The following is a 20,466-nucleotide window of genomic DNA, read 5'->3' as shown; positions in this document are numbered from 1 at the left end:
ATAGAGGCACCAGCGGAGAACCGCCATGACCCACAGCCCAACCACCAAAGAGCACGGTCGCGAGGGGCATTCCCACCATCATGACCATGGCGCTCACGCCGGTCACCACCATCACCGTGAGCCTGGGGCGGCTGCCGGGAAGGTAAAGGATCCGGTCTGCGGGATGATGGTCGATCCGCATACGACCGTGCATCGGGCCCAGTACGAGGGCAAACCGTATTACTTCTGCTCGTCGGGCTGTCAGTCGAAGTTCATGGCTGAGCCCGCCAAGTATGTTGAGCCGGCAACAGCCCGGAAGGCAGAGGCCGTGCCCGAGGGCACGACCTACACATGCCCGATGCATCCCCAGATCCGCCAAGCCGGTCCCGGCTCCTGCCCGATCTGCGGCATGGCGCTCGAACCCGTCCTCGCCACCGCGGAGACGGGACCCAGCCACGAGCTCGTCGACATGACGCGCCGCTTCTGGATCGGCCTTGCCCTGTCACTGCCCGTGGTGGCGTTGGAGATGGGCGGCCATCTGTCCGGCCTTGGCCACTACATCAGCCAGCAGACCTCGAACTGGATCCAGATGCTGCTCGCGACCCCAGTCGTGCTGTGGGCCGGCTGGCCCTTCTTCGTGCGCGGCTGGCAATCGGTTGTCACGCGCAACCTGAACATGTTCACCCTGATCGCCATGGGCACGGGCGTGGCCTGGGTCTACAGCATGGTTGCGACCCTGGTGCCCGACGTCTTCCCGGCGGCCTTCCGCGGCCATGATGGCTCGGTCGCCGTGTACTTCGAGGCGGCATCCGTGATCACGGTGCTCGTCCTGCTCGGGCAGGTGCTCGAACTGCGCGCCCGCGAGACCACCAGCGGGGCCATCCGCGCCCTGCTCGACCTCGCGCCGAAGACGGCCCGCAAGATCCTGCCCGACGGCACAGAGCAGGAGGTCCAGCTCGATACCGTGCAGGCGGGTGATCGCCTGCGGGTGCGCCCGGGCGAGAAGGTTCCGGTGGACGGTGCCGTCCTGGAGGGGCGCAGTGCCGTCGACGAGTCGATGGTGACCGGCGAGTCGATGCCGGTGACCAAGGAGGTCGGTGCAAAGGTGATCGGCGGCACCATGAACCAGTCCGGCGGCCTGGTCATCGAGGCCCAGAAGGTCGGCCGTGACACGATGCTGTCGCAGATCGTGCAGCTCGTGGCCGAGGCCCAGCGCAGCCGCGCCCCGATCCAGCGCCTGGCGGACCAGGTCTCGGGCTACTTCGTGCCGGCCGTGATCGGGGTGGCGGTCCTGGCCTTCATCACCTGGGCGATCTGGGGACCTGAACCGCAGTTCTCCTATGGCCTCGTGGCCGCCGTGGCGGTGCTGATCATCGCCTGCCCATGCGCACTAGGCCTTGCCACGCCAATGTCGATCATGGTGGGCGTCGGGCGCGGCGCCGGGGCTGGAGTGCTGATCAAGAACGCGGAAGCCCTGGAGCACATGGAGAAGGTCGATACGCTGGTCGTCGACAAGACCGGCACGCTCACCGAGGGCAGGCCTGCCGTAACGGCCATCGTGCCGGCACAGGGCTTCACCGAGGCCGAGGTGCTGCGCCTGTCGGCCAGCGCCGAGCGCCCGAGCGAACACCCGCTCGCCCTGGCCATCGTCGAGGCGGCCGACAAGCGGGGGATCCCGACCGCCCCAGTCTCGGACTTCGACTCTCCCACGGGCAAGGGTGCGCTCGGCACCGTAGAGGGCCGGCGCATCGTGCTCGGCAGCGCCAAGTTCCTGGCCGAACACGGCATCGACGTCAGCCCCCTCGCCGAGCAGGCCGACAGGCTGCGCGAGGACGGCGCCACGGCGATCTTCGCGGGCATCGACGGGAAGGTGGCAGGCGCCATCGCCATCGCCGACCCGGTGAAGGCGACAACGCCCGAGGCGCTGGCTGGCCTGAAGGAAGAGGGCATCCGCGTCGTGATGCTGACCGGCGACAACTGGACGACCGCGAGAGCGGTGGCGCGCCGGCTTGGGATCGACGAGGTTGAGGCCGAGGTCCTGCCCGACCAGAAGAGTGCCGTGGTCGACAAGTTTAAGCGCGAGGGCCGCGTCGTCGCCATGGCGGGCGATGGCGTCAACGACGCTCCGGCGCTGGCTGCGGCCGATGTCGGCATCGCGATGGGCACCGGCACCGATGTGGCGATGGAAAGCGCGGGCGTGACCCTGCTCAAGGGAGACCTGACTGGCATTGTGCGGGCGCGGCGGCTGTCGCGGGCGACCATGCGCAACATCCGCCAGAACCTGTTCTTCGCCTTCATCTACAACGCCTTGGGCGTGCCGGTGGCGGCCGGCGTGCTGTACCCGTTCTTCGGCATCCTGCTGTCGCCGATCATCGCGGCCGCGGCCATGGCGCTGTCGTCGGTCAGCGTGATCGGCAACGCGATCCGTCTCCGCGCAGTGCGGCTGTGATGGCCCGGCCGGGCGGGTCTGCTCAGGATCCGCCCGGGCCTTCCCGCAGTTTGACTTGGCGCAATGTTCCCGGCGCCTGGCCTGCTAGTATTTCCGGCATGAACTGGATTCGGAACCAATCCTGGCTTGTGCTGGTGGCCATGCTCCTGCTGGCAGCCAACACGATTGTTCTGGCCGCCGGCCAGGCTGCCGCCCCGGATCCCTCGTTGCCGGCGCACGCTGCGCATCTGTCGTCAGGCTCTCTGGGTCACGACGCCGCCGGCCCGGCCGCTGATCGTCACCATGACAGCGCACGGTCGGAGGGGGCTGATGCGGCCCACATGCTGGGTGGCCTGCCTTGCAATGCGGTCTGCCCAGTCGGCTCTTCGGGCTGCGGTCCGGCGCCATTGGCCTGCCATGCCAGCAGCCTTCTCCAGCGGGACGCCGGAACGCTCTGCATCCGGCACAGGGATGACCTGATGCTGTCCGGGCTGGATCCGGATGCACAACTCAGACCGCCCAAGCCAATCGCGTGACACTCCTGAATCCTTGGTTTCCGGGCGCTCCCTGCGGAGTATCCCGCAGCAGAGACCAAGGGCCGCTTCGACCGAACTCCAGAAGGACAACCCGATGTCCACACGCATCTTTCAGATTGCACTCGCCCTCACGGTCTCCCTCGGCGCCGCCGGCGCCCGGGCCGACACGATCTTCGTCGCCAACGAGAATGGGCAGAGCGTCTCCATCATCGACACCGAGACCTCCAAGACCACCACGGTCGCAATCCCGATCTCGCCGCACAACGTCGACCTCACCCGGGATGGCCGGCTTCTGCTGGCGACGGGCATGGCGGCAGGCGGCTCCGGTGGCCATGCCGCCCACGGCGCGGCGGGCGGCGGGCAGCTCGTTCTCATGGACGTGTCGGATGGCGCGCCGGCCTCCCCGACCGTCGTGACGGTGGGAGGGCACCCGGCGCACGTGGTCCCTGACGCTCAGGGGCGTTTCGCCTACCTGAGCGATGCCGAAACCAACTCGGTGGTGGTGGTCGATCTTGCCGCCCGCAAGGTTGCAGCGCGCATCCCCGTGCAGAACTACCCGCACGGGCTGCGCCTGTCGCCGGACGGTAGCCTGCTGGCTGTCGCGAACATGAAAAGCGGCACGGTCTCCTTGGTGGACCCACGCAACCCGGAGAAGGTCGAGCATGTCGCCGTCGGCGAGCGCCCGGTCCAGGTCGCGTTCGCCCCGAGCGGCCGCGTCCTCGTGGTCTCCCTCAACGGCGAGGACAAGGTCGCCATCGTCGACGTCGCCTCCCGCAAGGTGCTCCGGAAGGCCTCCGTCGGGCGCGGGCCGGTGCAGGTCTTCGTCACGCCGGACGCCAAGACCGCCCTCGTCGCGAACCAGGGCTCGGCGGCGAAGCCGGACAACCGGGTGTCGGTGATCGCCCTGGAGACCGGCAGGTCGGTCAAGAACCTGACGGTTGGCAAAGGCGCCCACAGCATCGTGATCGACCCCGACGGGGACACCGCCTACGTCACCAACACTTACGCGGACACCATTTCAGCGGTCGATCTCGACACCCTCTCGGTCGGGAAAGCCTATCCGGTCGGAAAGGGACCGAACGGCATCGCGGCCCGCTAGGCCTCTTCGGAATGGATGGCGGGCCGGGCAGGCGGATTTCGAGGCACTGCCGGCACCGCCGGGCGCGAACCTGGCCTTGAGCCAAATCAAGGCAGCCTTCGCGCTCAAGGTTCAAAGTCAGCATCGTCTGGATCGGGAGATCTCACATGACCACCACGCCAACGGTCACCTCAACGCCGCCCAAGACCTGGAGGACACGCCTGGTCGGCACCCCCTTGGGATGGGCCCTCGCGCTCGCGGCAGCCGCGCTCGGCGTCTACCTCTTCGTGAGCCACACGGGCCACGTCGTGGCCGCCCTGCCTTACCTCCTCTTGATGGCCTGTCCGCTGATGCACCTGTTCATGCATCGGGGCCACGGCCATCATCACGGCAAGCGCGAGTGACCGTCGTCAAGTCTGAGCGGCTGCGGCTGGCCGAGCTCACGTCGGGCGTGGGCGCGGTCGTCCTCGGCATCGGGCTTGGGGTCCTGGCTGCCGACCACCTCGACCGCGTCGGCCTCCCGCTCCTGCTGGTTGGCGCGGCGGTCCACGCCTGGGGCATGTTCGACAAGCACCGGCTGGAGCGCCAAGCCGACGCCCCGGCCGTCTGGTGGGCGCCCGTTGCCTATTGGACCTGTTGGGGCCTTCTTGGATTGGCAGGGCTGGGTGCGGCAGGACGCGCCTCTGGGTTGTTGTGATCCCTGCACCGCCACCACAAGGAGGATGCTCCACCGCCGTGTGAGCGGTGGCACGCACCGCCCGCGCAGCTTGACAGAAATGCCATCCGTTTGATCCAGCGCAATCACGGCATCCCGGGGTCCGGGTAGGATCGGCGCAAAGGAGAGATTCATTGAAGGCTGTGTGGACCCACTTACGCCGCTATGTCACGGGCCTTGTGCTCGTGGCCATGGCCTCGTTCGTGCTGCACGGCGGGGTCCTGGCAGGCTTGGGGGGGCCATGATGCGGGCCACACGCGAACTGAAGCGCATGCCAGCCACACGAAAACGGCCGATCAGCCGCACCAGGACTGCGCCGGCGGCTTTGTCGTCGAAGCGCCCGACGGTTGCGCCCCTGGGGCCGACGGCGGGGCCGATGGCCCCCATAGCCTCCATTGCGGCAGCGTCTGCGGGCTTGTCTTGCCCACCGCCGCCGGCCCTGCCGCCGTCCTGGCTGCTGACACCGTTCCCCTGAGCCTGGAGAGCCAGCTGGGATCGGGCATCGACCCGACTGGCCTGAAGCGTCCCCCACGAACCCCCGGCATCGCCTGATTGAGCGACCGGCCTGAGCCGTGTCGCTTCCCACGACGTGCTCATGACTGGGGTTCTTCCAATGCTTACCCGTTTCACCGGCGCCCTGCCGCGCCTCCAGGCTGTCCTGTGTGGCCTGGGCTTCCTGACTACCCTCGTTCTCGCTCCGGCGGCGCTGGCCCACGGCGGACACGACCATGGTGCTCCGCCGCCAACGGCGGTGGCCACCTCCAATCCGCGCATCGCCGTGCAATCGGACGCCTACGAGCTGGTCGGCATCCTGCGCGGCGAGCGGCTCGGGCTTTACCTCGACCGGTTCGGCACCAATGAACCGGTGGCCGATGCCAGGATCACCGTCACCGTCGGCGGCCAGGACGTGGAGGCCGAGAAGGCGTCGGACGGCACCTACGCCGTCACGTCGCCGGACTTTACCAGCGAGGGGCCACTTGAGCTTGTGTTCGCCGTGAGCGCTCCAGCCGGGGACGATCTCCTGATCGGGACCCTTGTCCTTCCCATCAGGCCCGTAACCGCCGCGGCCCTTCCCGCAGACACCACAGCAGCTCTGGCCCTCCGGGCGGCGCCGGGCCTGCGGGTCGGCGGCGTGGAGATCGGGCAGCCCTACGCTGTGGCCGGCGTCGTCGGACTCGGGTTCCTGCTCGGCCTGGCCGCCCGGAGCCGCAGCCGGCTGGTTCCGGTGACCAGCCTCGCGCTCATCGCCGTCCTGGCGACCACCGCCTACGCCTTCAGCCACGAAGGTGAGGATCATGGCGCTGGGGACGCCAAGGCCGCCCTGCCCGCGGGCGACACCCCGCGCCGCCTGCCCGACGGCACGGTGTTCGTGCCGAAGCCGAGCCAGCGCCTGCTCAACGTGCGGACCAGCGTCACAACGCCCGAGGAGGCGCAGAAGGCGATCACCCTGGTCGGCCGTGTGATTGCCGACCCGAACCGCTCAGGTCTCGTGCAGAGCATCAACGGCGGGCGGATCATTGCCCCGGAGGGCGGGCTGCCGCGCCTTGGCCAGACAGTCAGGAAAGGCGATGTGCTCGCGCTCGTTGAGCAGGCTGTGGGCCAGGCGGATCGCACGACCCTCTCCGAGCGGATCGGCGAGATCGAGCAGGAGATCGCCGTCGCCGAGACCAAGCTCAAGCGCGTGCGCCAGCTTTCGGATCGCGGCGTCGCGCCGCCGAGCCAGGTCACCGACGCCGAGATCGAGCTGGAGGGGCTGCGCCGCCGACGCGAGATCGTGCGCCAGACCCGGATCGAATCAGAGGTCCTGCGCGCCCCCATCGACGGCACCATCGCCGCCGCACGGGTGGTCCCCGGCCAGGTGGTCGCCTCCCAGGACGTGGTCTTCCAGGTCCTCGACCCGAAGGGCCTCTGGGTCGAGGCGCTCGTCTACGGCGAGATCGATCCCGCCAAGGTCACCGCCGCCAGCGCCACTGCCGTCGACGGCACGCCCCTGAGGCTCGCCTTCCAGGGGTTCAGCAAGGCGCTCCAGCAGCAGGCCACAGTCGTTCAGTTCGCCGTCGAGAACCCGCCGGGCAACCTGTCGGTCGGCTCGCCGGTCACGGTCTTCGCGCAGAACGGGGCTTCCGTCAGGGACATCATCATGCCCCGGGATGCCGTCGTGCGCGGCGCCAACGGCGAGGCGGTCGTCTGGCGCCACACGGATCCCGAGCGCTTCGAGGCGCGGCCGGTGCGAACCGAACCCTTCGATGCCACCCGTCTCGTGATCCGGGCCGGCGTCGCCGAGGGCGAGCGGATCGTGATCCGCGGCTCCGAACTCATCAACCAGATCCGGTGAGGCGGCGATGTTCAACTTCCTCGTCAGCAGCAGCCTCAAGAATCGCCTCTTCGTCATCGCGGCGGCGCTCGTCCTCGTCGCCTACGGCTCGTGGATCCTGCCGCGGGTGCCGGTCGATGTGTTCCCCGACCTCAACCGGCCGACCGTCACCCTTATGACCGAGGCGGAGGGCCTCGCACCACAGGAGGTGGAGCAGCTCGTCACCTACCCGCTCGAAACAGCCATGAACGGTATGCCGGGCGTCACGCGCGTCCGGTCCGTCTCGGGTGTCGGCCTGTCCATCGTCTATGTCGAGTTCGACTGGAGCACGGACATCTACCGGTCGCGCCAGCTCGTGGCCGAGCGCCTGGCGCTCGTGGGCGAGCAACTCCCAACCGGCGTCACCCCGCAGATGGGGCCGGTCACCTCGATCATGGGCGAGATCATGCTGGTCGCCGTCACCAGCGACACGGTCTCACCCATGGAGGTGCGCGAGATCGCCGACTTCATCATCCGGCCCCAGCTCCTCACCATCGCGGGCGTCGCCCAGGTGATCCCCATCGGCGGTGAGGTCCGGCAGTACCGGATCGTGCCGAACATCGCGGCCCTGCAGGCGCTTGAAGTCTCGCACGAGCAGATCGAAGCCGCGGTCACGCGCTTTGGCACCAACACCGGCGGCGGCTTTGTCGACCAGCACGGGCGCGAGTACCTGATCCGCAACGTTGGGCTCACCAAGCGCCTGGAGGACCTGCGCAACACGGTGGTCGTCCACCGGGACGGTCAGCCGGTCTTCCTGCACCAAGTGGCGCAGGTCGACTTCGCCCCGCGCGTGAAGCGCGGCGACGCGGGCTTCCAGGGCAAGCCCGCCGTGATCGTGTCGATCCAGAAGCAGCCCGGCGCCGACACGGTCGACCTTACCGGCAAGATCGAAGCCGCGCTGGCCGAGATCCAGAAGACGCTGCCGCAGGGCGTGTCGGCCACGAACCTGCAGTTCCGGCAGGCCACCTTCATCGAGACCTCCATCGGCAACGTCAAGCGGGTCCTGCTGGAGGCCGCCGCCGTTGTGGCCGTGATCCTCGTCCTGTTCCTGATGAATGCCCGGGCGACGGCCATCTCGCTCTCAGCAATCCCGATCTCCATCCTGGTGACAGTCGTGGTGTTTCAGGCCTTCGGGCTCACCATCAACACGATGACCCTGGGCGGGCTCGCCATTGCCATCGGCGAACTCGTCGACGACGCGGTGGTCGATGTCGAGAACATCCTCCGCCGGCTCAAGGAGAACCGGGAGCTTCCAGACCCCAGGCCCGCGCTGGAGGTAATCGCGGCCGCAAGCCAGGAGGTCCGTTCCGGCATCGTCTACGCCACGATGATCATCATCCTGGTGTTCATCCCGCTCTTCGCCCTGTCGGGTATCGAGGGGCGCCTCTTCGCCCCGCTCGGCGTGGCCTACATCGTGTCGATCCTGGCCTCGCTCGTCACCTCGATCACCGTGACGCCGGTGCTCGCCTACTACCTGCTCTCCGGACGGGTGAAGGGCCACGAGCACGACAGCCTCATTGTGCGGCACCTCAAGCGCGGCAACGCCGCCCTGCTGCGCTGGGCCTTCGGGCACCGGGGTTTCCTGTTCACCACCGTGCTGGTCGGCGTTGGCGCGGCCGCCTACGGCACCACCCTGCTGCCGCGGGCCTTCCTGCCGCCGTTCAACGAGGGCACTCTCACCATCAGCCTCGCCTACAACCCCGGCATCGCGCTGGGGGAGAGCAACCGCCTCGGGCTAGTGGCCGAAGGTCTGATAAAGGACGTGCCCGAGGTGATCTCGGTCGGACGCCGCACGGGGCGGGCCGAACTCGACGAGCATGCGGAGGGCGTGCACTCCTCCGAGATCGACGTCGACCTGAAGCGGTCGGAGCGCTCGAAGGAACAGGTGATGGGCGACATCCGCGCCCGCCTGGCCGTCCTGCCGGCGACGCTCAACGTCGGCCAGCCGATCTCGCACCGTCTCGATCACATGCTCTCGGGTGTGCGCGCCGAAATCGCGCTGAAGATCTACGGCGAGGACATCGACACGCTGCGCACCCTGGCGGAAGGCCTGCGCGAGCGGCTGTCGGGCGTGGAGGGGCTCGTCGACCTCCAGGTCGAGAAGCAGGTGCGCATCCCGCAGCTGCGCATCGACGTCGACTACGAGAAGGCCGCCCTCTACGGCCTGACCCCGGCGACGGTGACGCAAGGTCTGGAGACGATGTCGAACGGGCGCACGGTGTCACAGATCGTCGAGGGCAGCCGCCGCTTCGACGTGGTGATGCGCCTGTCCGACCAGGACCGCTCCACCACCGGCCTCGGCGACCTGCTCATCGCCACTCCGACCGGCCACGTGCCGCTGCGCATGATCGCCGCCGTCCAGGAGACGGACGGACCGAACCAGCTGCTGCGCGAGAACGGCCAGCGGCGGATCGCGGTCCTGGGCAACACGGACGGCCGGCGCGACATGGCGGCCATCATCGCCGACATCCGCCGCATCACCGGAGAGACGCAGTGGCCGCAGGGCTACGTCACCCGCCTGGAGGGCACCTTCCAAGCGCAGGAGGAGGCCACGCTCCGGATCGGGGCGCTCTCCCTCCTGTCGCTCGCGATGGTGTTCGTGGTGCTCTACAGCCGCTACCAGTCGCCGGCGCTGGCGCTGATCATCATGGGCAACATCCCGCTGGCGCTGATCGGCAGCGTGATCGCGCTCAACATCGCCGGGCAGCCGCTCTCGGTCGCCTCGATGATCGGCTTCATCACCCTTGCCGGCATCTCGGCCCGCAACGGCATCCTGAAGGTCTCGCACTACATCAACCTCGCGCTCTACGAGGGCGAGCAGTTCGGCAAGGACCTGGTGATCCGCGGCAGCCTGGAGCGGCTGACCCCGGTGCTGATGACGGCGCTCTCGGCCGGCCTCGCGCTCATCCCGCTCCTGATCGGAGCGGACGAGCCCGGACGCGAGATCCTGCACCCGGTGGCGGTGACGATCTTCGGCGGGCTGATCTCGGCGACCCTGCTCGACACCTTCCTCACCCCGGTCCTGTTTCTGACCTTCGGCCGTAAGGCCCTGGAGCGCATCCAGACCAGCCGCGAGGGCAAGGCAGGAGCCCTCACCCCTGCGGAAGCCTTCTGATCCACAACACAAGGAGAACCACTGTGAAGCATCTCATCCTCGCCCTGGCCATTGCAGCCTCGCCACTGGCGGCCGCTGCTCATGAGACTGCGAAGGGCCCGAACGGCGGCCCGGTCGTCGACAGTTCCGGCCACCACGTCGAGATGGTCGCCAAGGATACCAGCCTCGTCGTCTACCTCACCGAAGGGGCTGACAAGCCGCTCGCGTCCGCGGGCACCAAGAACGCCCGCGCCATCGTGCAGGACGGCGGCAACACGGCGACCGTCCCGCTCCAGCCGGCCGAGCCCAACAAGCTCGTCGGCGCCCTGGCCCAGCCGCTCGGGTCGGGCGCCCGCGTGGTCGTCTCGGCCACCATGGCCGACGGCCACACCGTCCAGGCCCGCTTTGCCGGCAACTGATGCCTCAGCCTCAACCGAACGTCTCACGCGCAACGGAGCCCTGCGATCCGCAGGGCTCCATCACCGGACTGGTTGAAGGTGCGAGACCGGCGTCGATGCACCCGCCCTGGTCAAGTCGTCGCCGCGCGGCGGGCTGACCGGAGGCCAGCTCCCGCAGCACGCGGCCTCAGAACCCGTCCCCGACTAACCTGCGCATCCTGCTCCGTTTCCCCGCTCCCCGGCGTGGCCAGGTCATCGAGGATCGGGCACTCGGGACGCGCGTCGCCATGGCAGTGGCTTGCCAGATGGCGCAGCGTGCGCGTCATGGCCTGGAGCTCCGAAATCTTGGTCTCCAGATCGCTCACGTGCTGCATGGCAAATGCCTTCACGTCGGCGCTCGCGCGGCTCTTGTCGCGCCACAAGGCAAGCAGCTCGCCGGTGGCTTCGACCGAAAAGCCCAAGTTCCGCGCCCGCTTGATGAAGCGCAGGTCGTGGACGTCGCGCTCGTCGTAGTCCCGGTAGCCGTTCTCGCGTCGGGCCGCCTTGGCGAGCAGCCCGATGGACTCGTAGTAGCGGATCATCTTGGCCGAGACGCCCGAGGCCTCGGCGGCTTTTCCGATGTTCATCTTCACCTCCCCCTTATTCCGCCGGCGCCAGGCGGGCCGGCACCGTCCGTGATGTCGTGCTGCCTGCCGGAAGCGGCGGCACGAAGCGGCGCAGGCGCAGGGCGTTCGTGAGCACGCTGACGCTGGAGAACGCCATCGCCAGGCCGGCGAAGATCGGCGACATCAGGATCCCGAAAGCCGGATAGAGCGCGCCTGCCGCGACGGGGATCAGCACCACGTTGTAGCCGAAGGCCCAGAACAGGTTCTGCTGGATGTTGCGGATCGTGGCCTGGCTGAGCGCGATGGCATTCGCCACGTTGCGCAGGTCGCCCGACATCAGGACCACGTCGGCGGCTTCGATGGCGATGTCCGTCCCCGTACCGATGGCAAGACCGACGTCGGCCTGCGCCAACGCCGGCGCGTCGTTGATACCGTCGCCGACGAAGGCGACCTTGACCGATCCGCCCGCCTGAAGGCGCTTCACCACCTCGGCCTTGTCCGTCGGCAGGACCTCCGCAACGACGTCATCGATCCCGAGCCGCCTGGCGATGGCCCCGGCGGTGCGTCGGTTGTCGCCGGTGATCATCACTACCTTCAGGCCCAGCCTGTGCAAGGCCTCGATGGCGGCGGGCGTGGTGTCCTTGATCGGATCCGCGACAGCGATCACGGCGGCCAGCTGCCCGCCGACCGCGGCGTAGAGCGGCGTCTTGCCCTCATCGGCGAGGCGTGCGGCCACATCGGCAAAGATCGAGATGTCCAAGCCGAGCTGACGCATCAGGCGGTCGGCCCCGACCTCGATGCGGCGTCCCTCGACCTCGGCCCGCACGCCGAAGCCGGGCTCCGCCTCGAACGATGCCGGCCCGGGCAAATCGAGCCCACGCCGGCGCGCCTCGGCAACGATGGCCTCCGCGACGGGGTGCTCGGAGCGGGTCTCGACGGCCGCCACCAGCCGCAGGACGTCGGCCTCGACGAAGCCGGGCGCAGCCTGGATGTCGGTGAGCTCGGGGCGCCCCTTGGTAAGCGTGCCGGTCTTGTCGAGGGCGACAACGCTGGCGTCCTTGAGGGCCTGGAGGGCCTCGCCGCGACGGAACAGGACGCCCATCTCCGCGGCCTTGCCGGTTCCGACCATGATGGAGGTCGGGGTGGCCAGGCCCATGGCGCACGGGCAGGCGATGATCAGGACCGCAACCGCGTTCACAAGGGCATAGGTGAGCGCGGGCGATGGACCGAAGACCAACCACGCGAGGAAGGTCAGCGCGGCGGCTGCGATCACGGCGGGCACGAACCACGTGGTGACCCGGTCGACGAGCTCCTGGATCGGGAGCTTCGAGCCCTGGGCCTCCTCGACCGTGCGGACGATCTGGGCCAGCAGGGTGTCGGCGCCGACCTTGGTGGCGCGGAAGCGGAAGGCGCCGGTTTTGTTGATCGTCCCGCCGACCACGCCGGATCCCAGGCTTTTCTGGGCCGGGACCGGCTCGCCGGTGATCATCGACTCGTCGACGTAGGAGGCGCCCTCGACCACCTCGCCGTCGACGGGGACCTTCTCGCCCGGACGGACGGCGACGATGTCGCCGGGGCGGACCGCCTCGATGCCGACCTCGACCTCCTGCCCGTCGCGAACGACGCGGGCCGTCTTGGCCTGCAGGGTCATCAGGCGGCGGATGGCCTCGCTGGTGCGCCCCTTGGCCCTGGCCTCGAAGTAGCGGCCCAGGAGGATGAGGGTGACGATCACCGCGCCGGCCTCGAAATAAGTGTAGTCGGTGCCCTCCGGCAGGAGGCCGGGGGCGAAGGTCGAGACCACGGAATAGCCGTAGGCCGCGCTGGTGCCGAGCATCACCAGCGAGTTCATGTCGGGCGCGCCGCGCAACAGCGCCGGCCAGCCCTTGGCGTAGAAGCGCAGGCCCGGACCGAACTGGACGATGCTGGCCAGGACGAAGGATGCGATCCGGACATTGTCCATGCCGAACCGCCCGGCCAGGAAGTGGTGGATGTCCTCGAAGAAGTGCGCGCCCATCTCGAAGACCAGCAGCGGCAGCGTCAGGCTGGCTGCCAGGATCACGGACCAGCGCAGGGACGTGAGCTCGGCCTCGCGCGCAGCGCGCTCGCGGTCGCTCTGCTCCGTCCCGCTGCGCACCGGCTCGGCCTCATAGCCGGTCCGTTCGATGGCGGCGATGAGCACCGCCGTCATATCGGGGCCGCCCAGGCTGCGGACCGAAGCCCGCTCGGTCGCGAGATTGACCGTGGCGTCAACGACGCCCGGCACCCGTTTCAGGGCCTTTTCGACGCGTCCGACGCAGGAGGCGCAGGTCATGCCAGTGACCTTCAGGTCGACCGTCTCCTCACCGGGCTCGTAGCCGACCTTGCGGATGGCATCGGCGATGGCCGAAGTGTCTGTCATGCCTGGCTTCAGCGAGACGCGGGCGCGTTCGGTCGCCAAGTTGACGCTGGCGGCATCAACGCCGTCAACGGCGCGTATCGCTTTCTCAACCCGCCCCACGCAGGAGGCACAGGTCATGCCCTGAACGGGGATGTCGATGGTCGTGCCAGAGGTGGGCTGTTGTTTCGCAGGTGTTGGATACGCCATTTGCCGTCTCCTCGGAGATCTGTCTGGCCACCTCTGTAGACCTTGCCATCGTGGGAAGGTCAAGCGGCCGTATCAGGTTGCCGGAGCGGCAGGGCCGCATCCCACGCGAAACCACGGCCATGGTCAAAATGCCTCTTGACCTTGCCACCGTGGGAAGCCCCACCTTCCCGGGACCATCAACACCTGAAAGGAGCGAAAGATCATGTGTGGATGTGCGACTCATCAGGCCCAGACAGACACTGGAGCCCTGAAGCAGAGCCCCGACGCGCTGACCCTGCGGGTCGAGGACATGACCTGCGGCCATTGCGCGGGCACCATCACGAAGGCCATCGAAACCGGTCTCCCCGGGGCGACGGTGCACGCGGATCCCGCGACGAAGCTCGTTTCCGTCCACGGCACCGCGGACCTGGCGAAGGTCAAGGACCTCGTGGCCGCGGCTGGCTACACGCCGAGCAAGCCGCCGGCCCGCGCCTGAACCGGGCCGAGGCCACGTCCGGACACGTGCCCTGGCGGGACGCCACCATGCCAGGGCCGCAGGCTTGGCCCAGAGGTTGCGTCGTGAGGCTCAACCTGCTCTACGGGGTGCGGCCGGTATGCCGGGCGGTGGCCGACGGGCCGCCGCGCCCCGGCTCCAGGTTTCCCGGAAGGAGGCGGATTTGTCCGGAAGCACAGAGTCCCCGTATCCCGACAAGCTGCGCGTCGCCATCCATGAGGTCGGCCACATCGCGGTCGGATTTTATGGGCTCGGGCTGACGGTCACGGCCGGCATCTATGAACTGGAGCCTGGCAAGGGTGACTGGCGCGGCAACATCCCGCCCGGAACGGCCCTCGCCGGCTTCCATCCGACCACGGCGGACGACTGGGGGCAGCTCGTCGCGTTCGAGTGCGGGGGATGGGCCGCCGTCCATCTCGCCACCCTGCGGGGCGACCTGCCGTCGGCACCCCATCTCGGCGAGCAGATGCCCGGCGACGCGGGCGTCCTTGGGCCACCGCCGAGCGACGAGGCGAATGCCCGCAAATGGTGCCAGATGTCGGGGCACGCCGATCCGGTGCAGCTCTACAACGAGGCCCGCGCCCTCGCGGTGGACATGGTCAGGTCGCATTACGCGCAGGTGATGGCCTTGGCCCGCGCGTTGCATGACCGCGAGTTCGTGGCCGACGACGACGTCATCGACGCTTTGTCCTGAGGCGGCCCTGGACCGCGCAGCCTCCGCGGTCAGCCGAGAACCAACTGCCTGCGGTAGCCGCGCCGCAGCAACAGCGGGATCCAGGGCTGGTCCTGGTACAGGCCGGGGCACCACAGCGCCGTGATCGTGTGCGAGGGGGCGCTGAACGGGGTCACCATGATCGATGCGGTGCCGCCGTAGCCGAGGGCGTCCGCCCGCAGGCTGTCCTCCTGCTCGCTGGTCAGCGTCAGCGGCTCGCCGTCGTCCCGATGGTGCCGGGCCCGCTTCAGGAGCTCGTATCCGACCCGGGCGAGGAAATCCCTCAGGTCGGCCGACATCGGAATAGGCTCGGGACGGATCTCCGTCTTGAAGAGGACCTGCAGGTTCGGGAAGCCCAGTTCCCGGGCGGTCCGTTCGACACGCGCCTTGCCGGCGCTGGTCCCGAAACTGAAGGCGAGGGCGACATTCCCGCTCCCAAAGACCTCGCGGGTCTTCTGACCCAAGGGGGCATTGTCGATGTTCTGCTCGCTGCGGAGCTCCGCGGGCCACTCCCCGCGCGGCTTGCCGGCCCAGTGCAGGAGCTGGGCGCAGGCCTGGCCGCCGGTGGCGAACTGGTCGTCGACGAACACGATGCAGGCGGGCGAGACCTCCGCGAGCTGCTGTTCGAGATCGGCGAGGTTGCGGGCGAAGACATGGCCGGCCTGCTGGTAGTCCTGCCGGCGCTCCTGCTCCAGGATCATGCCGGTGAAGCTGCCGCTGTTGGGCGAGAACCGGCAGAAGACCAGAGGACGTCCGAGCTGCTGCTCCAGTTCCAGCGCCACCTGGTCCATGGCGCTGCGGGTCACGCCGCGGCCGATGAACTCGCCCTGCAGCAGAAGCCGCAGCATCTCGGACCGGAGCGCCACCGGGAACTGGCGCACGAAGGCGGCGACGGACCGCTCGGTGACATGCCAGCCGCGTTCGCCGAGGAACGACGAGTAGTGCTGCGCCACCTCCTCGCAGGAGCGGAACTGCGCCCGGTCGAGCGGAACCACGCGCTCGGCCGCCCCGAAGTAGCGGCCCCGGGCCGCGCGCGTCATCTCCGTGACGATGTGGCCGTAGTCGACGCCGATGCGGCTGCAGATGTCCTCCAGGCGCAGGTGAAGCCGCGGCCGGACCGCGATGGGGGCCGAGTCGTAGGCGCTCTGCGCCGCAGTGCCGTCCTGGATGAACTCCGTCCGGCGGCCCGCGTGGAAGTCGTACAAAACCTTGGTGCAGGCGATGGTGACATAGGGCAGCCAGTCGGCGTCCGCATGCACGTAGTCGACGCCGCGGCCGATGTTGTCCGCCGTCGTCAGCTCCTCCGATTTGGTCCACTGGCTGCTGTAGCCGATGGAGTTCTTCTCGCGGACGAGCACCTCGCTGATCGGCTTCAACACGACACGGGGCGAGATGCCGATGTAGGGCTCGTCGACCCGCAGGCGCTCCCGCCGGAAGCCTGGGTCGAGCACGGCCCTGGCCTCGACCGCCTCCCGGCGCACGGCGTCTCTGAGCTCCTCGATGCGCTGCGGCCGGTCGCTCGGGTCCATCGGAACGACCTGGTCGAACTGGCGCCAGGCGGTCCGTCGGGCGTAGAGCGACTGCGTCTCGCTCAGGCGCCCCGCGCCGGCGTCCCCCCATTCCCCCGGATCAAACAGATCCGGCAGGGCGACGAACGGCTCGCACACGTCCCGGAACAGGGCGAAGGCCCGTTTCGGCAGGTCGCGGGAGATGAGGCGCGAGGCGAGCGGCTTCGAGGCCGGGTCCCGGGACAGGTGCGCGAGCAGCTCGTCGTCCCCGTACTCGAACCAGGACAGGACGTCCCCGGGATGGGGGCCCTCGGCCGGGGGCGCGGCGTTCATGGCGGCATGAAGGGCCCCCGCCAGCACCTGCTCCGCGTTCCGGGTCAGCTGGTGGAGATACACCCGCTGATAAAGGACGGCCTTGGCGTTGGCGAGCTCGTCGTAGGTGTCGATGCCGGTCGAGTTGACGATGAAGTGCGTGCCCGGAGTGAAGCGCATCTGCTCGGCGTGCCGGCCACGGGAGCGGCTCAGCATCGCCGCCTGGGCCTCCTGGATCTCGACCAGGGCGGAGTTCAGGAAGATGCGGGATACGTCCACGCCGGCCGGGATGCCGCACTCCAGCGCGTCACGGTTCAGGTAGTCGATCTTGTCCGCGTCGATGGCCGCCCCCGAGATGATGTTGGCGAGGCCGGGATAGGCGGGATGGTGCGGAACGCCGCCGATGAAGGAGCAGACGTATCCGATCCTCCGGTCCAGTTCGTGGGGGCCGGTGATCTTCTCGTAGAACGCCTTGAAGCGCGGCGACAGGCACACGGCTATCGACAGGCACTCGGACAACCCCGACTCGAAGGACGCCTCGCGGAAGACCTGGATGAAGTCCTCCAGGTCCATGCCGCCGACGGTGACCCCGTGGGAGTGGGCCATGAACGCCGATTCGCCGGCATGGGAGAAGGCCAGATGGCCGGTGTCGTGCAGCAGCGCGGCATGCGTCAGGCTGCGCATGAGCGCCTGTTCGCTGCGCCCGTCCGGGTTGTAGTAGGTGTACTCCTCGCCTCCGGCCCGCAGCTTGACGTCGCGCTGCGCCACCTCGCCGATGGACCGGAGCAGGCGCTTGACGACATGCGTGACCCCGAGGGTGTGGACGAAGCGGCTGTGCTCCGCGCCCGGGTAGGTCAGGAAGGTCAGGCCGAGCTGGCTGATCCGGCGCAGCCTCTGCAGCAGCGGGGAGTCGATGATGGCGAGCTCGTCGGGGGCGAACTCCATCATGCCCCAGACCTTGTCCTTGATGTACTTCGAGCGGGCGTCGGGCGAGACGGGCGGCAGGCGGCGGACAAAGGCCTCGTCGAAACCCAGGAGGTCGAAGGCCCGGTGCAGGTCGGACCAGAACCTCGGCTGCGCGTTCAGCGTGTCGCGGATGCTGTCGATGGCCATCAGGGCGGCTTCGCAAGGCGCGGCCTAGCCGGCCGCCAGGTATTCCTTGACGCTGCCGGAGACGAGGTCGGACACGGGCTGGTCGAGGTCGTCGATGATCTGCCGCGCCGAGACCGTCGGCATCCGGATCAGGATGTCCTGGTAGTAGGGGTTCGGATGGTCGGTCAGGTAGACCTGCTTGGCGCGCATCAGGGCCTCGAAGCGGTCGAAGGATCCGATGGCGCTGGGCTGGAACACGTTGCGGATGTTGACGAGCGAGCGCCGCCAGTCCTTGTCGGCGGCCTGGCCCTGCTGGTCCAGGTGCCGCGCCAGGAACTTGTAGACGCGGTAAAGCCCGTCCCGGACATTGGGGTCGTTGAGGCGCACCATGTGCTGCCCCTTCGTGACCAATTGCGCCGAGAAGGCCTCAATGAAGTCGTCGAGAGTGACTCGTGCCATGACGGAGGTTTACCTGATTTGCGCGCGCCGGCCTATGCCGCAGGGACGGAATGGGACGCGAATCCCCAGTTTACCTTCGGCACATCGTTAACGCCATGGTGCCGTGGAGGTTCGGCGGGCCGGCGTGCCGAGTCCGGTCCCTCAGGCGGTTCCCATCCGTGCCAGGATCGGGACCGCCCGCAACGGACGCGCGATGGCCAGGACGCCCTTGAGACCGGAGCCGAAGCGCGCGATGGCCTCGCGGTGGGCGCGAAGCTCGCTGTAGGGCAGGTAGCGAAGATCCAGTTCGCCGACCCGGGAGAAGGCCGGCCGCGCGAACTGGGCGCGCACGTCCGCCTCCCGGTCGTCCGGCGCCACCAGGAAGAAGTTGCGGGCCGCGGCGCCCTCGATGCCGAGCGCCAGGTCGAGCATGCGCACGATGCCGGAGTAGATGCTGGTCGTGTGCTCGACCTCGAAGGCCGCCACCACGGCGGCGGCGGCCCGGTCGACCCAGAGCACGTCGATGAGCCGGATCGCATCGGCCGAGGCGCTGCGGTCCAGCGGTTCGGGCAGCCGCTCCAGGCATCCGTCCGACAGGCGGCCGCCGCCATAGGGGCGGCCGCCGTCGTTGGCGGCGACCCACACGCCGTAGCCGAGCGCCAGCCCCAGGTCGCGCAGCCAGCCCTGGACCTCGGTGTGGGTGTGATCGGCCTCGCGCGCCGCCTGCGCGGCCTTGCTGGCCGCCGCCGACTCCGCCCGCACCTCGTCGAGGTCGCGGCGCCAGCGCTCCAGCGGCACCGAGCCGTCCCGCTCCGGAAGCGGGTAGCGCCCGGAGCCGACGTCGAACAGGAAGGCCGCGGCCGCGCCCAGGTCGTTCGACAGGAGCGAGCGGTGGGCAGCATTGAGCTCCAGGATGCCCTTGCGCATCGCAAGGTACTGGTCCCAGCGTCCCAACTTCACGTTGGCGCCCGTCAGGGCGTTGTAGCCCTTTACGATGGCGGTGTTGAAGGGCGGCACCCACGTCGGGTGCAGGAAGTACAGCAGGTTGGCGGCCGCCGGGCCGAGGCCTTTGATGGCCACCTTGTCCAAGTCGTGGATCGCGCTGACGATCTGGCCCTCGCCGTTGCAGCACAGGCAGACGTCGAGGAAGCGACCAAATGCAGTTTGGTTGTCCCGGTTCTCGTAGATGTCCGGAATGCGCAGCTTCGGCTTCCACATGAAGGCGTGATCGGCCCCCTTGAACACCTGCCGCTGCTCCGCAATCGAGTCGAGCACGGTCTCCAGCGACGAGCCCCGGTACGCGTTGCCGAAGCGGTCGGCGCGGATCTCGTCGATCACCACCTGGATGCCGCGCCGGATCGAGCGAAAATTCTTGATCCGCTCCTCCCAGAGAAACCACGTGCGGTAGGTCCCGCCGGGATCGTCGCGCCAATGCCGGATCAGATCCCCCGTCCAGGTTTGCCCTTGTTCCACCGTCTGCCCCCATGGCTATCGTCAGCCTGCAAACACCCAAGACCTTTGCAGGCCCGAATCGCACGTCCCTGTCATTCCCAAGCGCGATCTTTGGGTGTGTAAACCTGCCGACGCAAGTGAGGCGGGCGATCAAGCAAACCCGCAGGATCCAGGCGCATGCCCTTTCAATTGTAGACGCTTTCAACCACGTACCCAGCACCCTCTATGGCAAAAGCAACGATCTGCGGATCGGCGGATGCGCTGATCCGAACCTCTCCCCTTGCCTGCGTCCACCTCGACCGGGAGCCCTCGCCAAGTTGCCGCTTGATCGCCCGGGTGACCGCCGTTTCGCAGCCGCCGCACGGCATGCCTGTCACCTTGTCGGTCCTCACGATGCCCTCCGTTCATCCAGGAGGAGCCGATCCGCTGCCGTCGCCTGATGGGCTTCCCGTCAGCGTAAGTCGGGCGAGTTCGGTTGCGGCTTTGCGAACCTCGTCCTCCACGTAGTCGGCGGCATTGGCTTGGGCGGGCGCAACGGAAGGTTCGGACAATCGGCTTTCGGTGGCTGGGAAGGTGTAGGAACGCCCGTCGGGCGTGAACGTCACGACGAGCGTGTCGCCGGTCCGTTCGAGCCGGAAGTCATCGATCCTCGGGGATTCGGGTTGGCCCTGCATCGCATGCTCCGTTTT

At 68.5% G+C, this 20,466-nt stretch carries 16 protein-coding genes; 9 read left to right on the top strand and 7 right to left on the bottom strand.

Annotated elements, in window-relative coordinates; translation table 11 throughout:
- Positions 1–25: 25 nt before the first annotated feature.
- The 7 genes from GR303_RS20985 to GR303_RS20955 all read left to right on the top strand — a co-directional run bounded on the left by GR303_RS20985 (position 26) and on the right by GR303_RS20955 (position 10,602).
- Complete coding sequence (locus GR303_RS20985) at positions 26–2,428, top strand: heavy metal translocating P-type ATPase (protein WP_161725626.1); 2,403 nt, start codon at positions 26–28, stop codon at positions 2,426–2,428.
- 609 nt (positions 2,429–3,037) lie between these two features.
- A complete protein-coding gene (locus GR303_RS20980) occupies positions 3,038–4,042 on the top strand; it encodes a YVTN family beta-propeller repeat protein (protein ID WP_161725628.1) in 1,005 nt (334 codons plus the stop codon).
- A gap of 146 nt (positions 4,043–4,188) precedes the next feature.
- Positions 4,189–4,425, top strand: a complete 237-nt coding sequence (locus tag GR303_RS24925; protein WP_161725630.1) for a DUF2933 domain-containing protein — start codon at positions 4,189–4,191, stop codon at positions 4,423–4,425.
- Positions 4,422–4,718 carry a hypothetical protein gene (locus GR303_RS20970; RefSeq protein ID WP_161725631.1) on the top strand — a complete coding sequence of 99 codons (297 nt, stop codon included), beginning with the start codon at positions 4,422–4,424 and terminating at the stop codon, positions 4,716–4,718. Before GR303_RS24925 ends, GR303_RS20970 begins: the two co-directional genes overlap by 4 nt.
- Before the next feature lie 631 nt (positions 4,719–5,349).
- On the top strand, positions 5,350–7,071 hold the full coding sequence (locus tag GR303_RS20965; RefSeq protein ID WP_161725632.1) for an efflux RND transporter periplasmic adaptor subunit: 1,722 nt from the start codon (positions 5,350–5,352) through the stop codon (positions 7,069–7,071).
- 7 nt (positions 7,072–7,078) lie between these two features.
- Positions 7,079–10,204, top strand: a complete 3,126-nt coding sequence (locus tag GR303_RS20960) for an efflux RND transporter permease subunit (protein WP_161725633.1) — start codon at positions 7,079–7,081, stop codon at positions 10,202–10,204.
- 23 nt (positions 10,205–10,227) lie between these two features.
- Positions 10,228–10,602: a hypothetical protein gene (locus tag GR303_RS20955; protein WP_343038487.1), complete on the top strand. Its 375-nt coding sequence runs from the start codon at positions 10,228–10,230 to the stop codon at positions 10,600–10,602.
- Between the two features lie 110 nt (positions 10,603–10,712).
- Here GR303_RS20955 and cueR read toward each other — a convergent pair whose 3' ends face one another.
- Positions 10,713–11,207 (bottom strand): Cu(I)-responsive transcriptional regulator, encoded by a 495-nt coding sequence (cueR, locus tag GR303_RS20950; RefSeq protein WP_161725634.1) that lies wholly within the window; start codon positions 11,205–11,207, stop codon positions 10,713–10,715.
- A 13-nt stretch (positions 11,208–11,220) separates the two neighbouring features.
- Positions 11,221–13,770 (bottom strand): heavy metal translocating P-type ATPase, encoded by a 2,550-nt coding sequence (locus tag GR303_RS20945; protein WP_161725635.1) that lies wholly within the window; start codon positions 13,768–13,770, stop codon positions 11,221–11,223.
- 202 nt (positions 13,771–13,972) lie between these two features.
- Here GR303_RS20945 and GR303_RS20940 point away from each other — a divergent pair, with 202 nt between their 5' ends.
- Entirely contained in the window at positions 13,973–14,245 is a 273-nt protein-coding gene (locus GR303_RS20940) for a heavy-metal-associated domain-containing protein (RefSeq protein WP_161725636.1), read from the top strand.
- A 181-nt stretch (positions 14,246–14,426) separates the two neighbouring features.
- Positions 14,427–14,957, top strand: coding sequence for a hypothetical protein (locus GR303_RS20935; protein WP_161725638.1), 531 nt, complete (start codon positions 14,427–14,429; stop codon positions 14,955–14,957).
- Positions 14,958–14,986: 29 nt separating this feature from the next.
- Here the strand turns inward: GR303_RS20935 and GR303_RS20930 are convergent, their stop codons facing one another.
- The 5 genes from GR303_RS20930 to GR303_RS20910 form a co-directional block, all read right to left on the bottom strand.
- On the bottom strand, positions 14,987–17,908 hold the full coding sequence (locus tag GR303_RS20930) for a phosphoribosyltransferase-like protein (protein ID WP_161725639.1): 2,922 nt from the start codon (positions 17,906–17,908) through the stop codon (positions 14,987–14,989).
- Between the two features lie 24 nt (positions 17,909–17,932).
- Positions 17,933–18,346 (bottom strand): hypothetical protein, encoded by a 414-nt coding sequence (locus GR303_RS20925; RefSeq protein WP_161725640.1) that lies wholly within the window; start codon positions 18,344–18,346, stop codon positions 17,933–17,935.
- A gap of 141 nt (positions 18,347–18,487) precedes the next feature.
- Positions 18,488–19,798, bottom strand: coding sequence for a type II restriction endonuclease (locus GR303_RS20920; RefSeq protein ID WP_161725642.1), 1,311 nt, complete (start codon positions 19,796–19,798; stop codon positions 18,488–18,490).
- Positions 19,799–19,962: 164 nt separating this feature from the next.
- Positions 19,963–20,169, bottom strand: a complete 207-nt coding sequence (locus GR303_RS20915) for a heavy-metal-associated domain-containing protein (RefSeq protein ID WP_161725643.1) — start codon at positions 20,167–20,169, stop codon at positions 19,963–19,965.
- A gap of 12 nt (positions 20,170–20,181) precedes the next feature.
- Entirely contained in the window at positions 20,182–20,451 is a 270-nt protein-coding gene (locus GR303_RS20910) for a hypothetical protein (protein ID WP_161725645.1), read from the bottom strand.
- Positions 20,452–20,466 lie beyond the last annotated feature (15 nt).

Origin of the sequence: Microvirga arsenatis, from assembly GCF_009910705.1 — a bacterium.
GTDB classification, from domain to species: Bacteria; Pseudomonadota; Alphaproteobacteria; order Rhizobiales; family Beijerinckiaceae; genus Microvirga; species Microvirga arsenatis.
This window is presented reverse-complemented; position numbering and strand designations above follow the sequence as displayed.